The organism is Spirillospora sp. NPDC048911, from assembly GCF_043198015.1.
GTDB lineage: Bacteria > Actinomycetota > Actinomycetes > Streptosporangiales > Streptosporangiaceae > Spirillospora.
Window position 1 is genome coordinate 1259033 of record NZ_JBICUD010000002.1, and the last position, 21286, is coordinate 1280318.

The 21286-nt window shown below is 72.8% G+C and carries 17 protein-coding genes; 15 read left to right on the top strand and 2 right to left on the bottom strand.

The window, feature by feature from the left end:
• Window positions 1–21 precede the first annotated feature (21 nt).
• The 15 genes from ACGFNU_RS13170 to ACGFNU_RS13240 all read left to right on the top strand — a co-directional run bounded on the left by ACGFNU_RS13170 (window position 22) and on the right by ACGFNU_RS13240 (window position 17094).
• A complete protein-coding gene (locus ACGFNU_RS13170) occupies window positions 22–1584 on the top strand; it encodes a UDP-N-acetylmuramoyl-L-alanyl-D-glutamate--2,6-diaminopimelate ligase (protein WP_392593076.1) in 1563 nt (520 codons plus the stop codon).
• The gene (gene murF, locus ACGFNU_RS13175; RefSeq protein ID WP_392593078.1) at window positions 1581–2984 is read left to right on the top strand and encodes a UDP-N-acetylmuramoyl-tripeptide--D-alanyl-D-alanine ligase; all 1404 of its coding nucleotides are present in this window, start codon (window positions 1581–1583) and stop codon (window positions 2982–2984) included. The genes ACGFNU_RS13170 and murF overlap by 4 nt, the downstream gene beginning before the upstream one ends.
• 210 nt (window positions 2985–3194) lie before the next feature.
• Window positions 3195–4256 carry a phospho-N-acetylmuramoyl-pentapeptide-transferase gene (gene mraY / locus ACGFNU_RS13180; RefSeq protein ID WP_392593080.1) on the top strand — a complete coding sequence of 354 codons (1062 nt, stop codon included), beginning with the start codon at window positions 3195–3197 and terminating at the stop codon, window positions 4254–4256.
• Window positions 4256–5740 carry a UDP-N-acetylmuramoyl-L-alanine--D-glutamate ligase gene (murD, locus tag ACGFNU_RS13185; protein ID WP_392593523.1) on the top strand — a complete coding sequence of 495 codons (1485 nt, stop codon included), beginning with the start codon at window positions 4256–4258 and terminating at the stop codon, window positions 5738–5740. The genes mraY and murD overlap by 1 nt, the downstream gene beginning before the upstream one ends.
• A gap of 5 nt (window positions 5741–5745) precedes the next feature.
• Window positions 5746–7002: a putative lipid II flippase FtsW gene (gene ftsW / locus ACGFNU_RS13190; RefSeq protein WP_392593081.1), complete on the top strand. Its 1257-nt coding sequence runs from the start codon at window positions 5746–5748 to the stop codon at window positions 7000–7002.
• A gap of 37 nt (window positions 7003–7039) precedes the next feature.
• Window positions 7040–8134 carry an undecaprenyldiphospho-muramoylpentapeptide beta-N-acetylglucosaminyltransferase gene (gene murG, locus ACGFNU_RS13195; RefSeq protein WP_392593083.1) on the top strand — a complete coding sequence of 365 codons (1095 nt, stop codon included), beginning with the start codon at window positions 7040–7042 and terminating at the stop codon, window positions 8132–8134.
• Between the two features lie 73 nt (window positions 8135–8207).
• Window positions 8208–9626, top strand: a complete 1419-nt coding sequence (gene murC / locus ACGFNU_RS13200) for a UDP-N-acetylmuramate--L-alanine ligase (protein WP_392593085.1) — start codon at window positions 8208–8210, stop codon at window positions 9624–9626.
• Window positions 9627–9653: 27 nt separating this feature from the next.
• Window positions 9654–10427: a cell division protein FtsQ/DivIB gene (locus ACGFNU_RS13205; RefSeq protein WP_392593086.1), complete on the top strand. Its 774-nt coding sequence runs from the start codon at window positions 9654–9656 to the stop codon at window positions 10425–10427.
• 464 nt (window positions 10428–10891) lie between these two features.
• Window positions 10892–12334, top strand: coding sequence for a cell division protein FtsZ (gene ftsZ, locus ACGFNU_RS13210; RefSeq protein WP_392593088.1), 1443 nt, complete (start codon window positions 10892–10894; stop codon window positions 12332–12334).
• On the top strand, window positions 12331–13086 hold the full coding sequence (gene pgeF / locus ACGFNU_RS13215; RefSeq protein WP_392593090.1) for a peptidoglycan editing factor PgeF: 756 nt from the start codon (window positions 12331–12333) through the stop codon (window positions 13084–13086). The genes ftsZ and pgeF overlap by 4 nt, the downstream gene beginning before the upstream one ends.
• Entirely contained in the window at window positions 13079–13822 is a 744-nt protein-coding gene (locus tag ACGFNU_RS13220) for a YggS family pyridoxal phosphate-dependent enzyme (protein ID WP_392593092.1), read from the top strand. Before pgeF ends, ACGFNU_RS13220 begins: the two co-directional genes overlap by 8 nt.
• A gap of 123 nt (window positions 13823–13945) precedes the next feature.
• The gene (locus ACGFNU_RS13225) at window positions 13946–14509 is read left to right on the top strand and encodes a cell division protein SepF (RefSeq protein WP_392593094.1); all 564 of its coding nucleotides are present in this window, start codon (window positions 13946–13948) and stop codon (window positions 14507–14509) included.
• Between the two features lie 21 nt (window positions 14510–14530).
• Window positions 14531–14815: a YggT family protein gene (locus ACGFNU_RS13230; protein WP_392593096.1), complete on the top strand. Its 285-nt coding sequence runs from the start codon at window positions 14531–14533 to the stop codon at window positions 14813–14815.
• 49 nt (window positions 14816–14864) lie between these two features.
• On the top strand, window positions 14865–15779 hold the full coding sequence (locus ACGFNU_RS13235; protein WP_392593097.1) for a DivIVA domain-containing protein: 915 nt from the start codon (window positions 14865–14867) through the stop codon (window positions 15777–15779).
• A gap of 163 nt (window positions 15780–15942) precedes the next feature.
• Window positions 15943–17094, top strand: a complete 1152-nt coding sequence (locus tag ACGFNU_RS13240; protein ID WP_392593099.1) for a hypothetical protein — start codon at window positions 15943–15945, stop codon at window positions 17092–17094.
• A gap of 96 nt (window positions 17095–17190) precedes the next feature.
• Here the strand turns inward: ACGFNU_RS13240 and ACGFNU_RS13245 are convergent, their stop codons facing one another.
• Together ACGFNU_RS13245 and ileS are read right to left on the bottom strand one after the other, a co-directional pair.
• Complete coding sequence (locus tag ACGFNU_RS13245; RefSeq protein ID WP_392593101.1) at window positions 17191–17925, bottom strand: DUF1707 domain-containing protein; 735 nt, start codon at window positions 17923–17925, stop codon at window positions 17191–17193.
• 143 nt (window positions 17926–18068) lie between these two features.
• The gene (ileS, locus tag ACGFNU_RS13250; protein WP_392593103.1) at window positions 18069–21236 is read right to left on the bottom strand and encodes an isoleucine--tRNA ligase; all 3168 of its coding nucleotides are present in this window, start codon (window positions 21234–21236) and stop codon (window positions 18069–18071) included.
• Window positions 21237–21286 lie beyond the last annotated feature (50 nt).

Here is a 21286-nt window from a genome sequence, read left to right on the forward strand (position 1 = left end):
CCACGTACCGAAAGACACGCCATGCGCCCGACGACCAACCCGGCCCGTCCGCTCTCCGGACTGGCCGCGCTGCTGGGCGCCGAGACGGTCGCGGATCTGCTGACCGCCGGCCCGGTGGCGGATCCGGCCGAGACCGTGGTGACCGGGATCACCCACGACTCGCGGGCGGTGCTGCGCGGCGACCTGTACGCGGCGCTGCCGGGCACGCGGACGCACGGCGCGGAGTTCGCCGCCCGGGCCGCGGAGGCCGGGGCCGCCGCGATCCTCACCGATCCCGCCGGACGCGACCGCGCCGCCCGGACCGGCCTGCCGGTGCTCGTGGTGGACGAGGTGCGGACGCGGCTCGGCGACGCCGCCGCGTGGGTGTACGGGGAGCCCGTACACGACCTGACCGTCATCGGCGTCACCGGAACCAGCGGCAAGACCACGACCGTCTACCTCGTCGAGGCCGGGTTGCGCGCGGCCGGGGTGGAGACCGGGGTGGTCGGGACCGTGGAGATGCGGATCGGCGACCGCAGGGTGCCCAGCGCGCTGACCACGCCGGAGGCGACCGACCTGCACGCCCTGTTCGCGATGATGCGCGAAGAGGGCGTCGGGGCCGCCGCCATGGAGGTCTCCAGCCACGCCCTGGAGCAGGGCCGGGTCGGCGGCGCCGCCTACGAGGTGGCGGTCTTCACCAACCTCTCCCAGGACCACCTCGACTACCACCCGACGATGGAGGACTACTTCGCCGCCAAGGCGAGGCTGTTCACCCCGGCCTACAGCCGCGTCGGCGTGGTCAACTTCGACGACCACTACGGCCGCCGCCTGGTCGACGAGGCGGGCGTGCCCGTCACCACGTTCTCGGCCACCGGCGACCAGGCCGCCGACTGGTGGGCCGAGGACGTGCGCCTGGGCGCCGACGGCAGCGTCTTCCGCGTCGTGGGCCCCGGCGGCATCGAGGCCGACGCGGCCGTCCAGCTCGCGGGCCCGTTCAACGTGGCCAACGCGCTCGCCGCGATCGTCGCCCTGGTCGAGGCGGGCATCCCGCTCCAGACCGCGGTGACCGGCGTCGGCTCGCTCCCCGGCGTTCCGGGCCGGCTCGAACGGGTCGACGAGGGGCAGGAGTTCGTCGCCCTGGTCGACTACTCCCACAAGCCCGGCGCCGTCGAGGCGGTGCTGACCTCGCTGCGGCCGGTGACCGAGGGCCGCCTGATCATCGTGCTCGGCTGCGGCGGCGACCGCGACCGCGGCAAGCGGCCCCTGATGGGCGAGGCCGCGGCCCGGCTGGCCGACATGGCGTATTTCACCGACGACAACCCCCGATCCGAGGATCCGCTGGCGATCCTCGCCGCTATGGTCGAGGGCGGGCTCAGGGTGCCGCGGCCCCAGCGCGCGCACCTGGTCATGGAGCCCGACCGGAAGGCCGCCATCGAGCTGGCGGTCGGCCGGGCCCGGCGCGGCGACGTCGTCGTCGTCGCGGGCAAGGGCCACGAACAGGGGCAGTACGTGGCCGGCGAGGTGTTCCCGTTCGACGACCGCGAGGTCGTCCGGGGCGCCCTGCGCGGCCTGAAGAATCTGAGAGGGGACGGGACGCAGGCGTGATTCCGCTTCCGCTGTCGACGATCGCGGAGCTGACCGGGGGGGTGCTCCACACGGGGCGGCCCGAGACCGTTGTCGGCGGCCCCGTCGTCATCGACTCGCGCGCGGTGGAGCCCGGAGCGCTGTTCGCCGCGTTCAAGGGCGAACGCGCGGACGGGCACGACTTCGCCGCCGCGGCGCTCGCCGCGGGTGCCGCCGCGGTGCTGGCGCAGCGCCCGTTCGGCGCGCCCGGCGAGCCCTCCGGGCCGGCCGTCATCGTCGACGACGTGCAGAAGGCCCTGGGCCTGCTCGCCAGGGGCGTGCTGACCAGGCTGCCGGGCACCACCGTCATCGGTGTCACCGGCTCGGCGGGCAAGACCTCCACCAAGGACCTCATCGCGCAGCTCGTCCGCCACGCCGGCGAGACGATCGCGCCGGTCGGCTCGTTCAACAACGAGATCGGGCTGCCGCTCACCGCGTTGCGCGCCGACGAGGGCACCCGGCACCTGGTGCTGGAGATGGGCGCGCGCGGGGTCGGGCACATCGCCTACCTCGCCCACATCGCCCGGCCGCGCATCGGCGTCGTGCTCAACGTGGGCAGCGCGCACATCGGCGAGTTCGGCAGCCAGGAGATGGTGGCCCGCGCCAAGGGCGAGCTCGTCGAGGCGGTGCCCGCGCAGGGCACGGCCGTGCTCAACGCCGACGACCCGCTCGTGCGGGCCATGGCCGCCCGCACCGCCGCCAAGGTGGTGCTGTTCGGCCGGGCGCCGGACGCGGCCGTCCGGGCCGTCGACGAGTCCCTGGACGACGCGGGACGGGCCCGCTTCACCCTCGTCACCCCCGAGGGCACGGCGCCGGTCGCGCTGCGCCTGCACGGCGCCCACGCGGTCGCCAACGCGCTGGCCGCCGCCGCCGTGGCCCGGGAGACGGGCATGGAGCCGGCCGCCGTCGCCGGCGCGCTCGGCGCCGCCGAGCCCGCCAGCCGCTGGCGGATGGAGGTCGGCGAGAGCCCGGACGGCGTCACGGTCGTCAACGACGCCTACAACGCCAACCCCGAGTCGGTGCGCGCGGCGCTCGACACCGTGGGCCACATGGCCCGGGGACGGCGCGCGTTCGCGGTGCTGGGCGAGATGGCGGAGCTGGGCGCCGCCGCTATGGCAGAACATGCCAAGATCGGGCAGCATGTCGCGCGCAGTGGTTTCGCCGGCCTCGTCGTCGTCGGCGCGAACGCCGCGCCGATGGCCGAAGGGGCCGGGCAGGTGGGGTCATGGACGGGAGAGTGCGTACAGGTGGATGACGTCGGCGCGGCGCTGACCGCGCTCAGGGAGCGGCTCCGGCCGCGGGACGTCGTGCTGGTGAAGGGCTCTCGCGTCGCCGGGATGGAACGGGTCGCCGCCGGCCTGCTCGGGGAGGCGGGCGAATGACGAGTTCATGGTCGCGGCTGCGCCGCTCCGGGTCATGGCGTTTTGACGCCGTGTCTTCCCTCGTCGGTCGTTCCTCCCTCCTCAGTCCAGACAAGGCGACGCCATGACGGGCTCATGGTCGCGGCTGCGCCGCTCCGGGTCATGGCGTTTTGACGCCGTGTCTTCCCTCGTCGGTCGTTCCTCCCTCCTCAGTCCAGACAAGGCGACGCCATGACCAACATCATCATCGCCGCCGGGGTGGCCCTGGTGTTCGTCATGGTCGGCACGCCGGTGTGGATCCGCATCGTCAACCGGCTGGGCTACGGGCAGATGATCCGCGAGGAGGGCCCCGAGGCCCACCTCAACAAGCGCGGCACGCCCACCATGGGCGGCACGGTGTTCATCGTCGGCTCGCTGGTCGGCTACTCGGCCGCGCACCTGGCCACCCGGTCGATCCCGACCGTCTCGGGCTTCCTGGTGCTGTTCCTGATGACCGGCCTCGGGCTGGTCGGCTTCGTCGACGACTACATCAAGGTGTTCAAGCAGCGCAGCCTCGGCCTGCGCAGCGGCGCCAAGATGGTCGGCATCGTCGTGGTCGGCGTCGTCTTCGCGATCGCCTCCCTCAACTTCCCCAACGGGTACGACATCACCCCGGCGTCCCCGCACCTGTCGTTCCTGCGCGACTTCGGGCCCTCGATCGGCCCGTACCTCTTCGTGGTCTGGGCGCTGCTGCTGATCGCCGCGATGTCCAACGGCGTCAACCTCACCGACGGGCTGGACGGCCTGGCCGCCGGCCCGGCCGGCATGGTGCTCGCCGCGTACGTCATCATCGGCAACTGGCAGCTGCGCAACAGCTGCTACGACTACGGCCTCGCGCCCGGCTGCTACAGCGTGCGCGACCCCCTCGACCTCGCGGTCGTCGCGGCGGCGGTGCTCGGCGGCGTGTTCGGCTTCCTGTGGTGGAACGCCCCGCCCGCCAAGATCTTCATGGGCGACACCGGGTCGCTGGCCCTGGGCGGCGTGCTGGTCGGCCTGGCGATCCTCACCCACACCCAGTTCCTGCTCGCCATCCTGTGCGGCCTGATCGTGATGATCACGATGTCGGTGATCATCCAGGTCGGCAGCTTCAAGCTGACCGGCAAACGGGTGTTCAAGATGGCGCCGCTCCAGCACCACTTCGAACTGTCGGGCTGGGCCGAGACCACGATCGTCGTCCGGTTCTGGCTGATGTCGGCGCTGTTCGCGGCGACCGGCCTCGGCCTGTTCTACCTGGAATGGATGCCCAAGCGGTGATGAAAGCAGTCGCCGGGGGGCCTGGGGGGTCGTCCCCCCAGAATGATTGGGACGGGCTGCGGGTCTGCGTGGCGGGCCTCGGGGTCTCCGGCCGGGCCGCCGCCCGCGTGCTCGCCGAACGCGGCGCGCGCGTGACGGCGGTCGAGGGCCGCGACGACGCGGCGCTCCGCGGTCACGCCGCCGAGCTGGAGGCGCGCGGGGTGCGCGTGCGGCTCGGCGACGGCGACACCCTTCCGAGCGACATCGACCTCGTCGTCACCTCGCCGGGCTGGCGTCCGGACGCGCCGCTGCCGGCCGCGGCGGCCCGCGCCGGGATCGAGATCATCGGCGAGGTGGAGCTGGCGTGGCGGCTCGCCCACGGCACCCGCAGCGAAGCAACGGAGGCCGCGGGGGGTGCGGGGGGTCGCCCCCCCACGGAACAGAGCGCCGGCGCGGCGCCGTGGCTGGCGCTGACCGGCACCAACGGCAAGACCACGGCGGTGCGGATGCTCGCGTGCATCCTCGAAGCCGCCGGTCACCGCACCCTCGCGGTCGGCAACGTCGGCACCCCCATCGTCGACGCCGTCCTTGAGAAGCACGACGTCCTGGCGGTGGAGCTGTCGAGCTACCAGCTCCACTGGTCGAGCTCCGTCGTCCCGTTCGCCGCCGCCGTGCTGAACGTCGCGCCCGACCACCTCGACTGGCATGGCTCCCTGGAGGCCTACACGGCCGACAAGGGCAAGATCTACGCGCCCGGCACCATCGCGGTGGTCAACGCCGACGACCCCGTCTCCGTGCGGCTCGGCGGCGCGAACGCCATCGGCTTCACGCTCGGTGTCCCGCGGCCCGGCCAGCTCGGCGTCGTCGAGGACCTTCTCGTCGACCGGGCGCTGGTGCCCGACCCGCAGAGCGAGGCGGCCGAGCTCGCCGCGCTGGCCGACGTGCGCCCGTTCGCCCCCCACAACGTCGCCAACGCGCTCGCCGCGGCCGCCCTGGCCCGGGCCTTCGGCGTCCCCGCCGAGGCAGTCCGGGCCGGGCTGCGGGCGTTCGTGCCCGACCCCCACCGCATCGCCCACGTCGCCACGCTCGACGGCGTGGACTACGTCGACGACTCCAAGGCGACCAACCCGCACGCCGCCGCGTCCTCGCTGGCCGCCTGCGAGTCGGCGGTCTGGATCGCCGGCGGGCTGCTGAAGGGCGCCGACGTCGACGAGCTGGTGCGCTCCTGCGCCGGCCGGCTGCGCGCCGTCGTGCTCCTGGGGGCCGATCGGGCACAAATCGCCGCCGCACTCGCGCGACACGCGCCGAAGGTCCCGGTCGTCGACGTCCCCGACACCGACACTGGGGCGATGGACCGCGTCGTCACTGAAGCCTCCGCCCTGGCACAGCCCGGGGACACCGTGCTCCTGGCCCCCGCCGGAGCCTCGTTCGACATGTTCGCCAGCTATGGAGCGCGCGGCGACGCCTTCGCGGCGTCCGTCCTGCGGTTGGCCGAGCGCCGGTAGCTCCCATGACCGCCGTACCGGCCGAAGAGGAGAGGCCCGGGCGCTCGGGGCCGCGCGAGCAGGTCGTCGCCGCCGTCGGGCTGCTGGACCGCCCGCTCACCTCCTACTACCTGGTGCTGGGCTGCTCCATGCTGCTCCTGACGCTGGGGCTCACGATGGTGCTGTCGGCGTCCAGCGTGAAGCAGCTGCAGGAGACCGGGTCGGCCTACACCCTGTTCCAGAAGCAGGCGATCTGGGTGGCGATCGGCCTGCCCGGCATGTGGTTCGCGTCCCGCATGCCCGTCAAGACGATCCGCTCGCTGGCCTACCCCCTGCTGCTGCTGTCGATCGTCGCGCTGGTGCTGGTGCTGGTGCCGGGCCTCGGCCGGACGGCGGGCGGCGCCACCCGCTGGATCAGCCTCGGCCCGATCCAGATCCAGCCGTCCGAACCCGCCAAGCTCGGCCTGGTGCTCTGGGGCGCCGACCTGCTGGCCCGCAAGGAACGGCTCGGCCAGCTCACCGAGTGGCGGCCGCTGCTCGTGCCGCTGCTGCCCGGCGCGGGGCTGCTGGTGCTCCTGGTGATGCTGGGCAACGACCTCGGCACGACGCTGGTGCTCCTCACGATCTTCCTGGCGCTGCTGTGGGTCGTCGGGGCGCCCGGCCGGCTGTTCATCGGCATCGCCGGGCTGGTCTGCCTGCTGGTGTCGATCCTCATCGTCGTCGAGCCGTACCGCATGCAGCGGCTCACCGGCTTCCTCGACCCCTCGGGCAACCAGCTGACCAGCAACTACCAGGGCCGGCAGGGGCTGTTCGCGGTCGCCTCCGGCGGCTGGTTCGGCACCGGGCTGGGAGAGGGGCGCGCCAAATGGGACTACCTGCCCCACGCCGAGACCGACTTCATCTTCGCGATCGTCGGAGAGGAGTTCGGGCTCGTCGGTACCCTCGTCGTGCTGGGCCTGTTCGGGCTGCTGGCGTACGCTGGGCTCCGGATCGCCAGGAGGGTGAAGGATCCGTTCACCCGCCTCGCCGCGGCCGGGGCGACCGCGTGGCTGGTGGTGCAGGCGATCGTCAACATCGGGGCGGTGATCGGTGTGCTACCCATCACGGGCATCCCGCTCCCGCTGGTCTCCTACGGCGGTTCGGCGCTCATCCCGACCCTGATCGTGCTGGGCGTCCTGCTGGCGTTCGCCAAACGGGAGCCGGGCGCGCGCCAGGCACTGGCGGCGCGGGGTCCCGGCCCGGTCTCACGGGCCCTAAGCTGGCTGGGCCTGGCACGGCGTTGAATCCCCTGATCGACACTTTGAGGAGTTGTCAACGAGCATGAGGGTTGTCCTGGCCGGCGGCGGCACCGCCGGACACATCGAGCCCGCCCTGGCCCTCGCCGACGCGCTGCGCCGCAACGATCCGAACGTGGGGGTCACCTGCCTGGGCACGGAGCGGGGCCTGGAGACCCGGCTCGTCCCGCAGCGCGGCTACGAGCTCGCCCTGATCCCGCCGGTGCCGCTGCCGCGCACGCTGACCCCGCAGCTGCTGTCGGTCCCCGGCCGGCTGCGCGGCGCGATCAACGCGGCCGCGAACGTCCTCGACCAGGCGCGGGCCGACATCCTCGTCGGCTTCGGCGGCTACGTCGCCACCCCCGGCTACCTGGCCGCGCGCAAGCGCAAGGTGCCGATCATCGTGCACGAGGCCAACCCCAAGCCGGGCCTGGCCAACAAGCTCGGCGCCCGCTTCACCGACCACGTCGCGGTCTCGCACGCCGACTCCCCGCTGCCGGGCGCCACGTTCGTCGGCATCCCGCTGCGCCGCGAGATCGCCACGCTCGACCGGCTGGCGATGGGCGACAAGGCCCGGTCCTACTTCGGGCTGCTGCCCGACCTGCCGACGCTGCTGATCTTCGGCGGCTCGCAGGGCGCCCGGTCGCTCAACCGCGCCGCGGTCGCCGCCGCCCCCGCGTTCCGGCAGGCCGGCATCCAGGTGCTGCACATCGTCGGGCCCAAGAACACCGAGGAGCCCGAGCCGGTCGCCGGCGGCCCCCAGTACGTCACCATCCCGTACTGTGACCGGATGGACCTGGCCTACGCGGCGGCCGACATGGCCATGTGCCGGGCGGGCGCGATGACCTGCGCCGAGCTGACCGCCGTCGGGCTGCCCGCGGTCTACGTGCCGCTGCCGATCGGCAACGGCGAGCAGCGGCTCAACGCCGAGCCGATCGTGGCGGCGGGCGGCGGGCTGCTCGTCGACGACGCCGAGCTCACGCCGGACTGGATCGCCCGCAGCCTGCTGCCGGTGCTGGCCGACCCGGGCCGGGTGGCCCACATGTCGGAGGCCGCCGGGCGGATGGGGCGGCGCGACGCCGACGTGGCGCTGGCCAAGATGGTCTACGACGTGGTGCGCGCGTCGGGACGGCAGCACTAGCGGCACCAGCCGCGCCGGCGCGGGTATCGACCATCGCGACGTACGCGCGAAACGAGGGGACGAGCGGTATCGGATGAGTCTGATCAGTCCTGGTGAGATCGTGCCGGCCGGTGAGCTGGGGGCGGTCCACTTCATCGCGATCGGCGGGGCCGGCATGTCCGGCATCGCCCGCATCATGATCAAGCGCGGTATCGCCGTCTCCGGCAGCGACGCGCGCGACTCCGAGCTGCTGGGGCAGCTCGGCGACCTCGGCGCCAAGGTCTTCGTGGGCCACGACGCCGCGTACGTCGGCGAGGCCGACACCGTGGTCGTCTCCACCGCGATCCGGGACACCAATCCCGAGCTCGTGGCCGCCCGCGAGCGCGGCCTGCGCGTCCTGCACCGGTCCGCGGCGCTGGCCTCCCTCATGGTCGGCCGCCGCGCGGTCGCGGTGGCGGGCACGCACGGCAAGACCACGACGACGTCGATGCTGACCGTCGCGCTGCAGCACGCGGGGGCCGACCCCGCCTACTGCATCGGCGGCCAGCTGGTCACCACCGGCCTCGGCGCCGACGAGGGCTCCGGCGACGTCTTCGTGGCCGAGGCCGACGAGAGCGACGGCTCGTTCCTCATGTACACGCCGCACATCGCGATCATCACCAATGTCGAGGCCGACCATCTCGACAACTACGGCGGCTTCGAGAAGGTCAAGGAGAACTTCGCCCGCTTCGTCGATCGGATCGAGCCCGGTGGCACCCTCGTCGCGGGCGCCGACGATCCCGTCGCGATGGAGCTGGCCGGGCGAGCGCGCGAGCGCGGCCTCACCGTCGTCACCTACGGCGAGGCGGCCGGCGCCGACCTGCGCGTGACCGGTTTCACGCCGCGCGGGCTCGGCTCCCGGTTCGAGATCGAGGGGCTGGGCGAGGTCACCCTCGGCGTCCCCGGCCGCCACAACGCGCTCAACGCAACCGCCGTGGTCGCGGTGGCACGGGCGCTCGGCCACGACCTGGGCGACGTGCTCGGCGGCCTGGCCGCCTTCGGCGGGGCGATGCGCCGCCTGGAGCCCAAGGGCACGGCCGGCGAGGTCGAGGTCTTCGACAGCTACGCCCACCACCCGACCGAGGTCAGGGCCGATCTCGAGGCCACCCGCGACTACGTCGACCAGGTCGGCGCCGCCCGCATCGTCGCGGTCTTCCAGCCGCACCTCTACAGCCGCACCCGCTTCTTCGCCGCCGAGTTCGGCGCGGCGCTGGGCCTCGCCGACGTCGCCGTCGTGCTCGACGTCTACGGCGCCCGCGAGGATCCCGAGCCCGGCGTGACCGGCGAGCTGGTGGCCGACGCTGTTCCCACGGGCACCGAGACCGTCTATGCGCCGGTCTGGGACGAGGTCGCCGAGACCGTCACCGGGCTCGCCCGGCCCGGCGATGTCGTCATCACCCTCGGCGCGGGCGACGTCACCCGACTCGGCCCGATGATCCTTGACCGGATCGCACGGCGTGGGCTCCCCGCCTGACGCCGGCGACACGGTCATGCTGGGGTCATGACCGAGACGGAGACGAGTCATCCGGGGGCCTCTCCTCCGGCGGACGGGCAGCCGGAGACGGGCGGGCCGGCGGGCGAGGGCGCGCCCCCGCGGCCCAGCCGCTGGAAGGTGCTCTTCGTCACCCTGCTCGTGGTCGCGCTGCTCGGCGCGGCCACCTGGGTCCTGCTCGGATCGCGCCTGCTGGTCGTCCGCCATGTCGAGGTGACCGGCACCGAGATCGCCCCACGCGACCGGGTGGTGGCCGCCGCGGGGATCCGTCTCGGCGGGCCCATGGTGCGGCTCGGCACCGGTTCCGTCCGCGCCCGCGTGGAGAAGCTGCGCGAGGTCGAGTCGGCGCAGGTCATCCGGCGCTGGCCCGGCACGGTACGGATCATCGTGCGCGAGCGGGTGCCCCTCGTCTCGGTCGAACGCGCCGGCCGCTTCTACCAGCTCGACAGGCATGGCGTGATCGTCACCGACACCCCCGTCCGGCCCGGCCGGATGCCCACCCTGACCGCGACCGCCCCGGGCCCGACCGACCCGGCCACGCTGGCCGCGCTGGGCGTGGTGGACGCCCTCCCGGCCCGGCTCGGCAAGCGCCTGGCCGAGGTCGAGGCGCCCACCCCCGAGTCGGTCACCCTGCGCCTGACCGGCGGCCTCACCCTCGTCTGGGGGTCCGGCGAGCGCTTCGGCGAGAAGCTCCGGCTCTTCGACGCGCTCCAGCGCACCGCCGCCGGCCGGGCCGCCCGCACCATCGACGTCAGCTCTCCCGAAGTGGTGACCACCCGCTGAAGCCCGGCCCGCCGGCGCCGATCTCGGACGAGTTCGGTCCGGCGAGTCCGATCCCGTGCGTGTGTCGAGGCGATTCCGGCCGCTCGATGCGGCACGCTTGCTTGCAGGAGAGGATCGCTTGCTTACGGGAGAGGATCACTTGCCTGCAGGAGAGGATGAGGTGCGGTGTCGTGGGTAAGGCCAACCGCTGCCGGTCGCCCTCGGTTCGCTAACCAGGGCAACTGGCGCGCACTGCGACACGCCGGTTCCGTTGGCGGGAGGTTAGTTGACCCTGGCGGTAAGCCCGCCCTACTGTCCGTATCAGTCCTCAGGTTGACATAACTGTAAGCCTCAAGTTGAGGGTGAGGGTTGGGGGGTCCGAAACCACCCCGATCCGTACCAGAGCAAGACCAGGTCAGGAACATGGCAGCGGCACGGAATCCGGGCCGGCCGGTTGGATAGAGCGAGCGGAAAGGCCCCTCGTCGTGGCAGCACCGCAGAATTACCTCGCGGTCATCAAAGTCGTCGGTATCGGCGGCGGCGGCGTCAACGCCGTCAACCGGATGATCGAGGAGGGACTCAAGGGCGTCGAGTTCATCGCGATCAACACTGACGCCCAGGCGCTGCTGATGAGTGACGCCGACGTGAAGCTGGACGTGGGGCGTGAGCTCACCCGCGGCCTGGGAGCCGGGGCCAACCCGGACGTGGGCCGCAAGGCCGCCGAAGATCACCGCGAGGAGATCGAAGAGGTCCTCAAGGGCGCCGACATGGTGTTCGTGACGGCGGGCGAGGGCGGCGGCACCGGTACCGGCGGCGCGCCCGTGGTGGCCAACATCGCGCGGTCGCTGGGCGCCCTCACCATCGGCGTGGTCACCCGCCCGTTCAGCTTCGAGGGCAAGCGGCGGGCCATGCAGGCCGAGGCCGGCATAGAGACACTGCGCGACGAGGTCGACACCCTCATCGTGATCCCCAACGACCGGCTGCTGTCGATCTCCGACCGGCAGGTCAGCGTGCTGGACGCGTTCAAGGCCGCGGACCAGGTGCTCCTGTCCGGTGTCCAGGGCATCACCGACCTCATCACCACACCGGGTCTGATCAACCTCGACTTCGCCGACGTCAAGTCGGTCATGTCCGGTGCGGGCTCGGCGCTGATGGGCATCGGCTCGGCCCGCGGCGACGACCGCAGCGTGGCCGCCGCCGAGATGGCGATCTCCAGCCCGCTGCTGGAGGCGAGCATCGACGGCGCCCACGGCGTGCTGCTGTCGATCTCCGGCGGGTCCGATCTGGGCCTGTTCGAGATCAACGAGGCGGCGCAGCTGGTGTCGAACGCGGCCGCGCCGGACGCGAACATCATCTTCGGCGCGGTCATCGACGACGCGCTCGGCGACGAGGTCCGGGTGACGGTGATCGCGGCGGGTTTTGACGAGGGGCGCCCGGCCAAGCCGGCACCGGAACCGGAGGCCAAGCGAGTGCCTCCGCCGCCGCGCCCGGCGCCCCCGCCACCGGTGCCGCCGGCGGCCCCGGCCAATCCGATCCCGAGCAGGGTGGGCCGTTCGGAGCCCGCGCCCCAGCCGGCCGGGCAGCAGCAGACCGTCGCCCAGGCCGCGGCGGCGCCCGTCCCGGCCCCCGCCCCGCCCGCGTCGCCGGCCGCGGCCCCGCCGCGGGCCGAGCCCGAGCGGCCGCAGCAGGACGGCGACGGACGGCCGCCGCGGGACGAGTCGCGCGCCTCGGGCGGAGCCGCCGCCCCGGCCGACGACGACTCCGAGCCGGCCCCCCGCCCGCCCGCTCCGCGCCCGTCGGCCGAGCCGGCCCCGGCGCGGGTGCACGCCGGCGACAGCGAGAGCGGCTCGGCCTCGACCGGCCAGCGCCGGCGCCCGGTCGTGTTCGACGAGGACGACGATCTCGACGTCCCCGACTTCCTGAAGTGATCACGAACGTCGGGCTCGGCGCGGGTGTCGGCGCGGCGTTCACGGCGCGCGCGGGCGGCGCGAGCCGGGCCCCTTACGACTCTCTCAACCTGGGCGGCGCCGTCGGTGACGATGCCGCCCTGGTGCGTGACAACCGCCGCCGCGCCGCCGCCGCCCTCGGTATCGACCTCGAACGCACCGTCTGGATGCGCCAGGTGCACGGCGCGGACGTCGCGTTCGTCACGGCCCCCGCCTCCGCCGGCGCCGGCCGCGACGAGCTCCCGCCGGTCGACGCGATCGTGACGACGGAGCCGGGCCTGGCCCTGGCGGTCCTCGTCGCCGACTGCGCGCCCGTCCTGCTGGCAGACCCCGACGCGGGCGTCGTCGGCGCCGCGCACTCGGGCCGGCCCGGAACGGCCGCCGGGGTGGTTCCGGCGCTGGTCGAGCGGATGTGCGGCGAGGGCGCCGACCCCGCGCGGATCCGCGCGGCCATCGGCCCGGCGGCCTGCGGCGGCTGCTACGAGGTGCCCGCCGAGATGCGCGACAAGGTGGCCGAGGCCGTGCCCGAGGCGTACGCCACCACGAGGGCCGGCACGCCGGGGCTCGACATCCGCGCCGGCATCGCCGCGCAGCTGGCCGCCGCCGGGGTCACCGACGTGCGGATCGACCTCCGGTGCACGATCGAGAGCGACGAGCTCTTCTCCTACCGCCGCGACGGCCGAACCGGACGCTTCGCCGGATATGTCTGGCTCAGGGGCGGCGGGGATGGCTGACGAGCGCCGCGAGCTCACCGAAGAGGGCGGCGCGGGCACGGCCGAGCGCCGGGACGAGCTGGCGGCGAATCTCGCCGAGGTCCGCAAGCGGATCGAGGCCGCCTGCGCCGCCGCCGGCCGCGGCGCGGATGAGATCACACTGGTCGCGGTGACCAAGACCTTCCCCGCGTCGGACGTCCGGCTGCTGTCGGAGCTCGGCCTCGCCGACGTCGCCGAGAATCGCGACCAGGACGCCGCCCCCAAGGCCGCCGCCTGCCAGGGCCTCCCGCTGACCTGGCACTTCGTGGGCCAGTTGCAGACCAACAAGGTCCGTTCGGTGGCGTCCTACGCCGATGTCGTGCAGTCGGTGGATCGCTCCAAGCTGGTGACGGCGCTGGGCCGCGCGGTCGATCGGACCGGACGGCGGCTGCGCTGCCTCGTCCAGGTGTCGCTGGACGAGCGGGAAGGCCGGGGCGGGGCCGCGCCGGACGAGGCGCTCGCGCTGGCCGACGAGATCGCCGGAGCCGAAGGCCTGGAACTGGGCGGCGTGATGGCGGTCGCGCCCCTGGGCGGTGACCCGGCTGAGGCTTTCGCGAAGCTGGCCCGGATCGCGGCGAAGGTCCGGGAATCCCACCCGGCGGCCGATGTCGTCTCGGCGGGGATGAGCGGTGATCTGGAGACCGCGATCACATGTGGCGCGACACACGTACGTGTCGGTACGGCGTTGCTCGGCGGCCGACGGGCAATCGTCAGGTAATGTCCCCCCAGTGGTACCTGCCGAAACGGCAGGCCACACCGGCCCGGGGGTCGCCCTCGGGCCGGTCGGATCGGTCCGATCGCGGTGCCGGAGCGCCGGGGCCCACAGGACGACGGAGGGCATATGGCCAGCGCGATGCGCAAGATGGCGGTCTACCTCGGCCTTGTGGAGGACGACCGTTACGACGACAAGTACGACCAGTACGCCAAGTACGACGACGATGACGAGTACGAGGTGTACGACGACGAGGCCGGCCCGGGCGCCGGGCGGCAGGGCCGGCTGCGCGACGACGAGTCCGCGGGGCAGCTTACCCGAGCGGAGGACGGCGCGGACCGGGATCGTGATCATCACGCTCCGTCGAGCTCCGGTCAGCGGTCGGTAGCGCTGTACGAGTCGGGTACCACAGACCTTGCTCGTATCACTACGCTGCATCCAAGGACCTACAACGAGGCAAGGACCATCGGGGAGCATTTCCGTGAGGGAACGCCGGTGATCATGAACCTGACCGAGATGGTCGACAGCGACGCCAAGCGTCTCGTCGACTTCGCGGCAGGTCTCGTATTCGGCCTGCATGGGAGCATCGAGCGTGTTACGAACAAGGTGTTCCTTCTGTCACCCGCCAACGTGGAGGTGACGGCCGAGGACAAGGCCCGGATGGCAGAACGAGGATTCTTCAACCAAAGCTGACAGCCACATGCGAGAGTGTCCGTGACAATCGTTGGAACCGTGCTGAGCGCACTGCTCTACATCTTCCTCCTCTTCCTCATCGGGAGGTTGATCCTCGAAGTCCTGCAGTCGTTCGCGCGTTCATGGCGTCCCAAGGGGCTGGTGCTGGTGATCGCTGAGGCGACCTACACCGTCACCGATCCGCCACTGAAGCTCCTGAGGCGTTTCATCCCACCCATACGTCTGGGTAACGTGGCACTCGACCTCAGCTTCACGGTCCTCATCCTTGTGGTCTGGGTCATGATCATCTTCGTGCAGGAGCTCTGATCGGATACCGTCCTTTGGGACAGACTCCAAGCGCGCCAAGGAGACGAACATGCCGCTGACACCCGCCGATGTGCGGAACAAGCAGTTCAGTACCACCAGGCTGAGGCCGGGGTACGACGAGGAGGAGGTGGACGCCTTCCTCGACGAGGTCGAGGCCGAGCTCGACCGCCTCATCCAGGAGAACGAGGAGCTGCGCGCGAAGCTGGCCGAGTGCCTGCGCGGCAAGGTCCCCGCGATGGCCGCCCCGATCGTGGAGCCCAAGCCGGACGTCGCGAAGATCCCCGAGCCGCCCCGGCCCGAGCCGATGCCGCAGCCCGAGCCCGAGCCGGTCATGGGGGGCCTCGGCATGGCCGCCCCTTCCGGCGAGGACAACATGGACACCGCGGCGCGCGTGCTCGCGCTGGCGCAGCAGACGGCCGACCAGGCGATCGCCGACGCCCGCCGCGAGGCCGACGAGACGCTGGGCCGCGCTCGCCGCGAGGCCGAGGAGATCCTCGGCAAGGCCCGCCGGCAGGCCGACCAGATCGTCAGCGAGGCCCGCTCGCGCGCGGAGGCCCTCGACCGCGACGCCCAGGAGCGGCACCGCCAGGTCATGGGCTCCCTCGTGCAGCAGCGCGAGGAGCTCGAGCGCGAGGTCGACAACCTGCGCGCCTTCGAACGCGAGTACCGCAGCCGCCTGAAGGTCTACCTGGAGGGCCAGCTGCGCGACCTCGAGGCGGGCAGCGCCGAGGTCGGCGGTTTCCCGCCCGCCCCGGGCCAGAGCGTCCAGGCGGGCACCCAGACCGGCCCGCAGAGCGCCATCCCGCACGCCGGCGACCGCAACGGCACCACCGGCTCGGCCGCGTCCGGCCCGTCGCCGTTCCCGCCGCCCGCGGAGCCCGCGCAGCACGCCCAGCAGGTGCAGCACTCGGCCACCGGCGCGTTCCACTCGGGCGGCGACAACCCGCCGCACGAGAGGCGTTGAGGCGCGTCGCGCAGGCGATAGTGTCGTCCCGATCGCCGCGCCGCGGATGGTGCCGTAGCCATCCCGGCGGCGTTCGGCGTCCGGACCGTCTGTGGTCGCCTCCGGGCCTGCCCGACAGCGGCAGGCGGCTCGGAGCGCGCGCCCGCTAGAGGGGGAGAGACCCTTGATCATCCTGAGTGGCGTCCTCGTCGTCGTCGCCATCGCCCTGCTGGTCGCGGGCATCGTGGCCGGCAACGGAGAGAGTGCACAGGTCTTCGGGCTGGACGCGCTGGTGGTGATCTATATTTCGATCGCCGTCAGCATCGTGTCCGCGCTGTGCCTCGCCCTCGGAGTGTTCCTGCGGCGCAAGGAGCTGTTCGGCGCCGGCGCCGCGCCCTCCGCGGCCAAGAGCAAGAAGACCAGGAAGAGCAAGGGCAAGAAGGCCGCCCCGGCTCGCGGCAAGGCGGCCCCCGCCAAGGACGAGCCCGCCGACGACGCGGTCACCATCCCCGCGCCCCCGGCCGACGTCCCGGACGACGCCGTGGTCTTCGTCGTACGCGGCCGCAAGCGGTATCACCTCGGCACCTGCCGTCAGCTCGCCGGGCGCGACAAGGAAGAGCTGACCTACGTCGAGGCCAAGGAAGAGGGCTTCAGCCCCTGCACGGCCTGCATGCCCGACACCGCACTGGCGGCGCGCGCCGCGGTGTCGGTCCCCACGGCCGCCGCAGGGGCGAAGGCCAAGACGAAGGCCAAGACGGCGGAGCTTCCCCGCACCTCGGCCACGACGAGCCCCGCCAAGGCGCCCGCGACGCCGTCCAAGGGCCCGGTGCCCGCTCCGGAGCCCAAGCCCGCCGCGTCTGCGGCCTCCTCGGCGGCCCCTCCGGCGGCCGCCCCGGTGGGCGACATCGCACAGGCCGCGGCGAAGCCCGCTCCGTCCAGCCCCGCCCCGTCCAGCCCCGCGGAGAAACCCGCCGGTTCCGGTTCGAGCCTCCCGTCCGCCTGGCCCGCTCCCGCTCCGCCGGCGAGCCCGCCCAAGGACGAGCCCGCGGAGAGCGCCACGCCCAAGCCGCGCGAGGCCGCCGGGGCCGACCGGCCCGAGACCTCCACGGTGTCCGCCGCCGCGAAGTCATCCGCGGCCCCGGCCGAGTCCGGCGACGGCCCGCAGGTCCGGATCCTCAGCGGCACCAAGCGCTACCACCGCACCGACTGCGCCCTCATCGAGGACATCGGCGACGAGGCCGACGACCTCGAGGCGCTGTCCCGCGCGGAGGCCAAGGCCCGCGGCTGCACGCCGTGCCTGGTCTGCCAGCCCGACAAGGAGCACGCCCGCGACTGACCCGTCCGAGCGCGGCCGTGGCCCCTGCCTCAGGGAGTCACGGCCGCGTCGCATGTCCGGGCCTAGGCGGTCCGGGCCGCCTGCGGGGCGTGCGGGTCAGCGGCCTTCGCGGCGGGTGGAGCGGCGGGCCTCCCGTAGCTCGCGGAGCCGGTCGCGCCGGTCGTGATGGTGTTCGCGACGGCGGTCGTGCAACTCGCGGTGATGGTCGTGGAGCTCGCGGTGGTATTCGCGGGCCAGCTCGCGGCGGCCCTTCTCGCCGGGCTCGCGCCGGCGGACGTTGATGCCGCCGAAGAGGGTGAAGCCGGTCAGGCGGATGGTCGGGGTGTCGTGGGCGAGCGCGTCGTCCTCGGGGACGTCCACGCCGCCGAAGACGGCGGAGTTGGAGTTGATGACGCGCACGCCCGGCGGGACGGTGATCTCGACCCCGCCGAAGACGCAGCTGATGTTGACGGTGACCTCGCGCTGGGAGAGCACGGCCTGGCGGAAGTCGAGTTCAACGCCGCCGAAGATGCAGCTGACGTTGGTCTGCGCTTCGACGAGCCAGCGGCCGCGGCGGTCGGCGCCGGCGAAGATCGCCACGATGTTCGCGGACTGGGCGGCGGGCGGCGGCGCGACCGGCTCCTTGGTGAGGCGGACCGGCGGGCCGTCCTCGCCGGGCAGGTCCCGCAGGACCGGCTCCAGGTCGGCATAGGTCTTCGCCTGGTAGACCACGTCGATGCGCTCGGCGTGCTCGTCCGGCGTGATGCGGCCCTCGGCGAGGGCCTCGCGCAGCCGGTCGGCGACCCGGTCGCGGTCGGCGTCGGACGCGCGGAGGTTCTCGGACTCGTTCACGCGAGCCATCATCTCAAACGCGATGTGTCTCGAAAAAGCCCCACGGCGGAAATGTCACATCCGGGTCAGGCGGGGCGCCTGACCCGGATGCGGTGTCCCGGATGTTCCGCGGAGTTCCGGGTGTTCTGCTCTGCCCGGACGGGCTAGGCCTTGCGGAGCCAGAAGGTCAGGCCCAGCTCGTCGTCGCGGTGCGCGGTGAGGCCGGCGCCGTCGTCCTTGTGGCCCTCCTGGACGGACTCGGCCAGGACCTCGGCGCCGATCTCGGCGGTGTGGGCGCGGACGGCCTCGGCGAGGTCGTCGCCCGCGGCCCGCCACCACAGCTCGATGCGGTCGGTGACGTCCAGGCCGCTCGACTTGCGGCCCTCCTGGATCAGCCGGATCACCTCGCGGACCAGGCCCGCCCGGCGGAGCTCGGGCGTGATCTCCAGGTCCAGCGCGACGGTCTCGCCCCCGGCGCTCTCCACGGCCCAGCCGCTGCGGGGCCGCTCGGTGACGATCACGTCGCCGGGCGCGAGGGTCTGGGCGCCGATCTCGGTGTCCAGGGTGACCGTGCCGTCGGCGCGCAGATCGGTGACGAGCCGCGTCGGGTCGGCGCCGGTGACGGCCTTGGCGACCTTCGGGGTGTCCTTGGCGTAGCGCTTGCCGAGCTCGCGGAAGTTCGGCTTGACCTCGTACTCGACGAGGTCGCCGCCGATCGAGGAGAGGTCCTCGAACGCCAGCACGTTGAGCTCCTCGGAGATCTGGGCGCGGAGCTCCGGGGGCAGGCCGCTCCACGCCGGAGCGCCCACCAGGGCGCGGCCGAGCGGCTGGCGCGTGCGCACGCCGCTGGCGGCGCGGGCCGAGCGGCCGAGCTCCACCAGGCGCCGGACGAGGGCCATCCGGGTGGTGAGCTCGGGGTCGAGCAGCCCCTCGTCCACGGTGGGCCAGTCGGCGAGATGGACCGACTCGGGCCCGTCCTCGGGACGGATCACGTCCCACACCTGGTCGGTGATGAAGGGCACCATGGGCGCCATCAGGCGGGTCAGGGTCTCCAGGCACTCGTAGAGCGTGGCGAACGCGGCGTCGTCGCCCTCCCAGAAGCGGCGGCGCGAGCGCCGCACGTACCAGTTGGACAGGTCGTCGACGAACTCGGCCAGGCGGCGCCCGGCGCGGGTCGTGTCGAACTCCTCCAGGGCGGCGTCGACCTCGCCGACCGTGCGGTGCAGCTCGGCCAGGGCCCAGCGGTCCAGGAGCGGCCGGTCGGCCGGCGCCGGGGCCTCTGCGCGGCGGTCCGGCGTCCAGGCCCGGCCCTGCGCGGCCGCGGCGTTGGCGTAGAGGACGAAGAACGAGGCCGTGTTCCAGTACGTGAGCAGGACCTTGCGGACGACCTCCTCCAGCGCGTTGTGACCGATCTTGCGGTTGGCCCACGGCAGGCCGCTGGCGAGCATGTACCAGCGCAGCGCGTCGGCGCCGTGCTCGTCCATCAGCGGGATGGGCCGCAGCACGTTGCCGAGGTGCTTGCTCATCTTGCGGCCGTCCTCGGCGAGGATCAGCCCCAGGCACAGGACGTTGTCGTACGACGACCGGTCGAAGACGAGCGTGCCGACCGCCATCATCGAGTAGAACCAGCCGCGGGTCTGGTCGATCGCCTCGCAGATGAACTGGGCCGGGTAGGACTCCTCGAAGATCTCGTTGTTGCGGTGCGGCGCGCCCCACTGGGCGAACGGCATCGAGCCCGAGTCGTACCAGACGTCGATGACGTCCGGCACGCGCCTGGCCTCGGCGCCGCACTGGCCGCAGGGGATGGTCACGTCGTCGACGTAGGGGCGGTGCGGGTCGAGCTTGTCGAGGTCTCGCCCGGCGAGCTCGCCCAGCTCCTTGAGGGAGCCGACCGCCGTGATGTGGTCGTCGTCCTCGCCGCACACCCAGAGCGGGAGCGGCGTGCCCCAGTAGCGGCTGCGCGACAGCGACCAGTCGACGTTGTTGCGAAGCCACTCCCCGTAGCGGCCCTCCTTCACCGTCTCGGGGTACCAGCCGGTCCGCTCGTTCTCCTGGAGCAGGCGGTCCTTGATCTGGGTGGTCCGGATGTACCAGGCCGGGAGGGCGTAGTAGAGCAGCGCCGTGTGGCAGCGCCAGCAGTGCGGGTAGCTGTGCTCGAAGTGGCCGCCGCGGAACAGCAGGCCGCGCGCCTTGAGGTCGGCGCTGAGCGTCTCGTCGGCGTCCTTGAAGAACATGCCGCCGACGAGCGGCACGTCGGGCAGGAACTTGCCGTCCGGGCCGATCGGGTTGACGACCGGCATGCCGTAGGCCTTGCAGACGGTCATGTCGTCCGCGCCGAACGCGGGCGCCTGGTGGACGAGGCCGGTGCCGTCCTCGACGGTGACGTAGTCGCCGAGCACCACGTAGTGCGAGTCGGGGATGTCGACGAGATCGAACGGGCGCGTGTAGGACGTGCGTTCGAGCTCGCGGCCCTGGTAGCTGGCGAGGCGCTCGGCATCGTCGCCCAGCACCTGTTCCACCAGCGGCTCGGCGAGGACGAGCACCTCGTCCGACCCGGCGGCGCGGGCGGCCACGTAGGTGACGTCGGGATGCACCGCGACGGCGGTGTTGGAGACCAGCGTCCACGGCGTCGTGGTCCAGATGAGCAGCGACGCGCCCAGCTCGGCGAGCGGGCCGGAGGTGATCGGCATCCGCACGTACACCGACGGGCTGGAGATCGTCTCGTAGCCGCCCGGCTGGCCCAGCTCGTGGTCGGAGAGGCCGGTGCCGCAGCGCGGGCAGTACGGGGTGATGCGGAAGTCGCGGAACAGCAGGCCCTTGTCGAAGACGGTCTTGAGCGACCACCAGACGGACTCGACGTACTCCGGGTCCATGGTGCGGTAGGCCTGGGACGTGTCGGTCCAGAACCCCATCCGCTCGGTCATCTCCTCGAACGCGTCGACGTGCCGGAGCACCGACTCGCGGCAGCGCGCGTTGAACTCGGCGACGCCGTAGGCCTCGATGTCCTTCTTGCCGGTGAGGCCGAGCTCCTTCTCCACGGCGACCTCGACCGGCAGGCCGTGGCAGTCCCAGCCGGCCTTGCGGGGGACGTGGAAGCCCTTCATGGTCTTGAAGCGCGGGAAGACGTCCTTGAAGACGCGGGCCTCGACGTGGTGGACGCCGGGCATGCCGTTGGCGGTCGGAGGGCCCTCGTAGTAGCCCCAGCGCGGCCCGGACCCGGTGCGCTCGAGCGACCGCTCGAAGACCTTGTTCTCCTGCCAGCGGCGCAGCATGTCCCGCTCCAGGGCGGGCAGGTCCACCTGCGCGGGCAGGGGCCGGAACTGACGGCTCACGTGGGTTCTACCTCCGGATCGGCGCATGAGCGTGTGCGTGCGGTAATCCG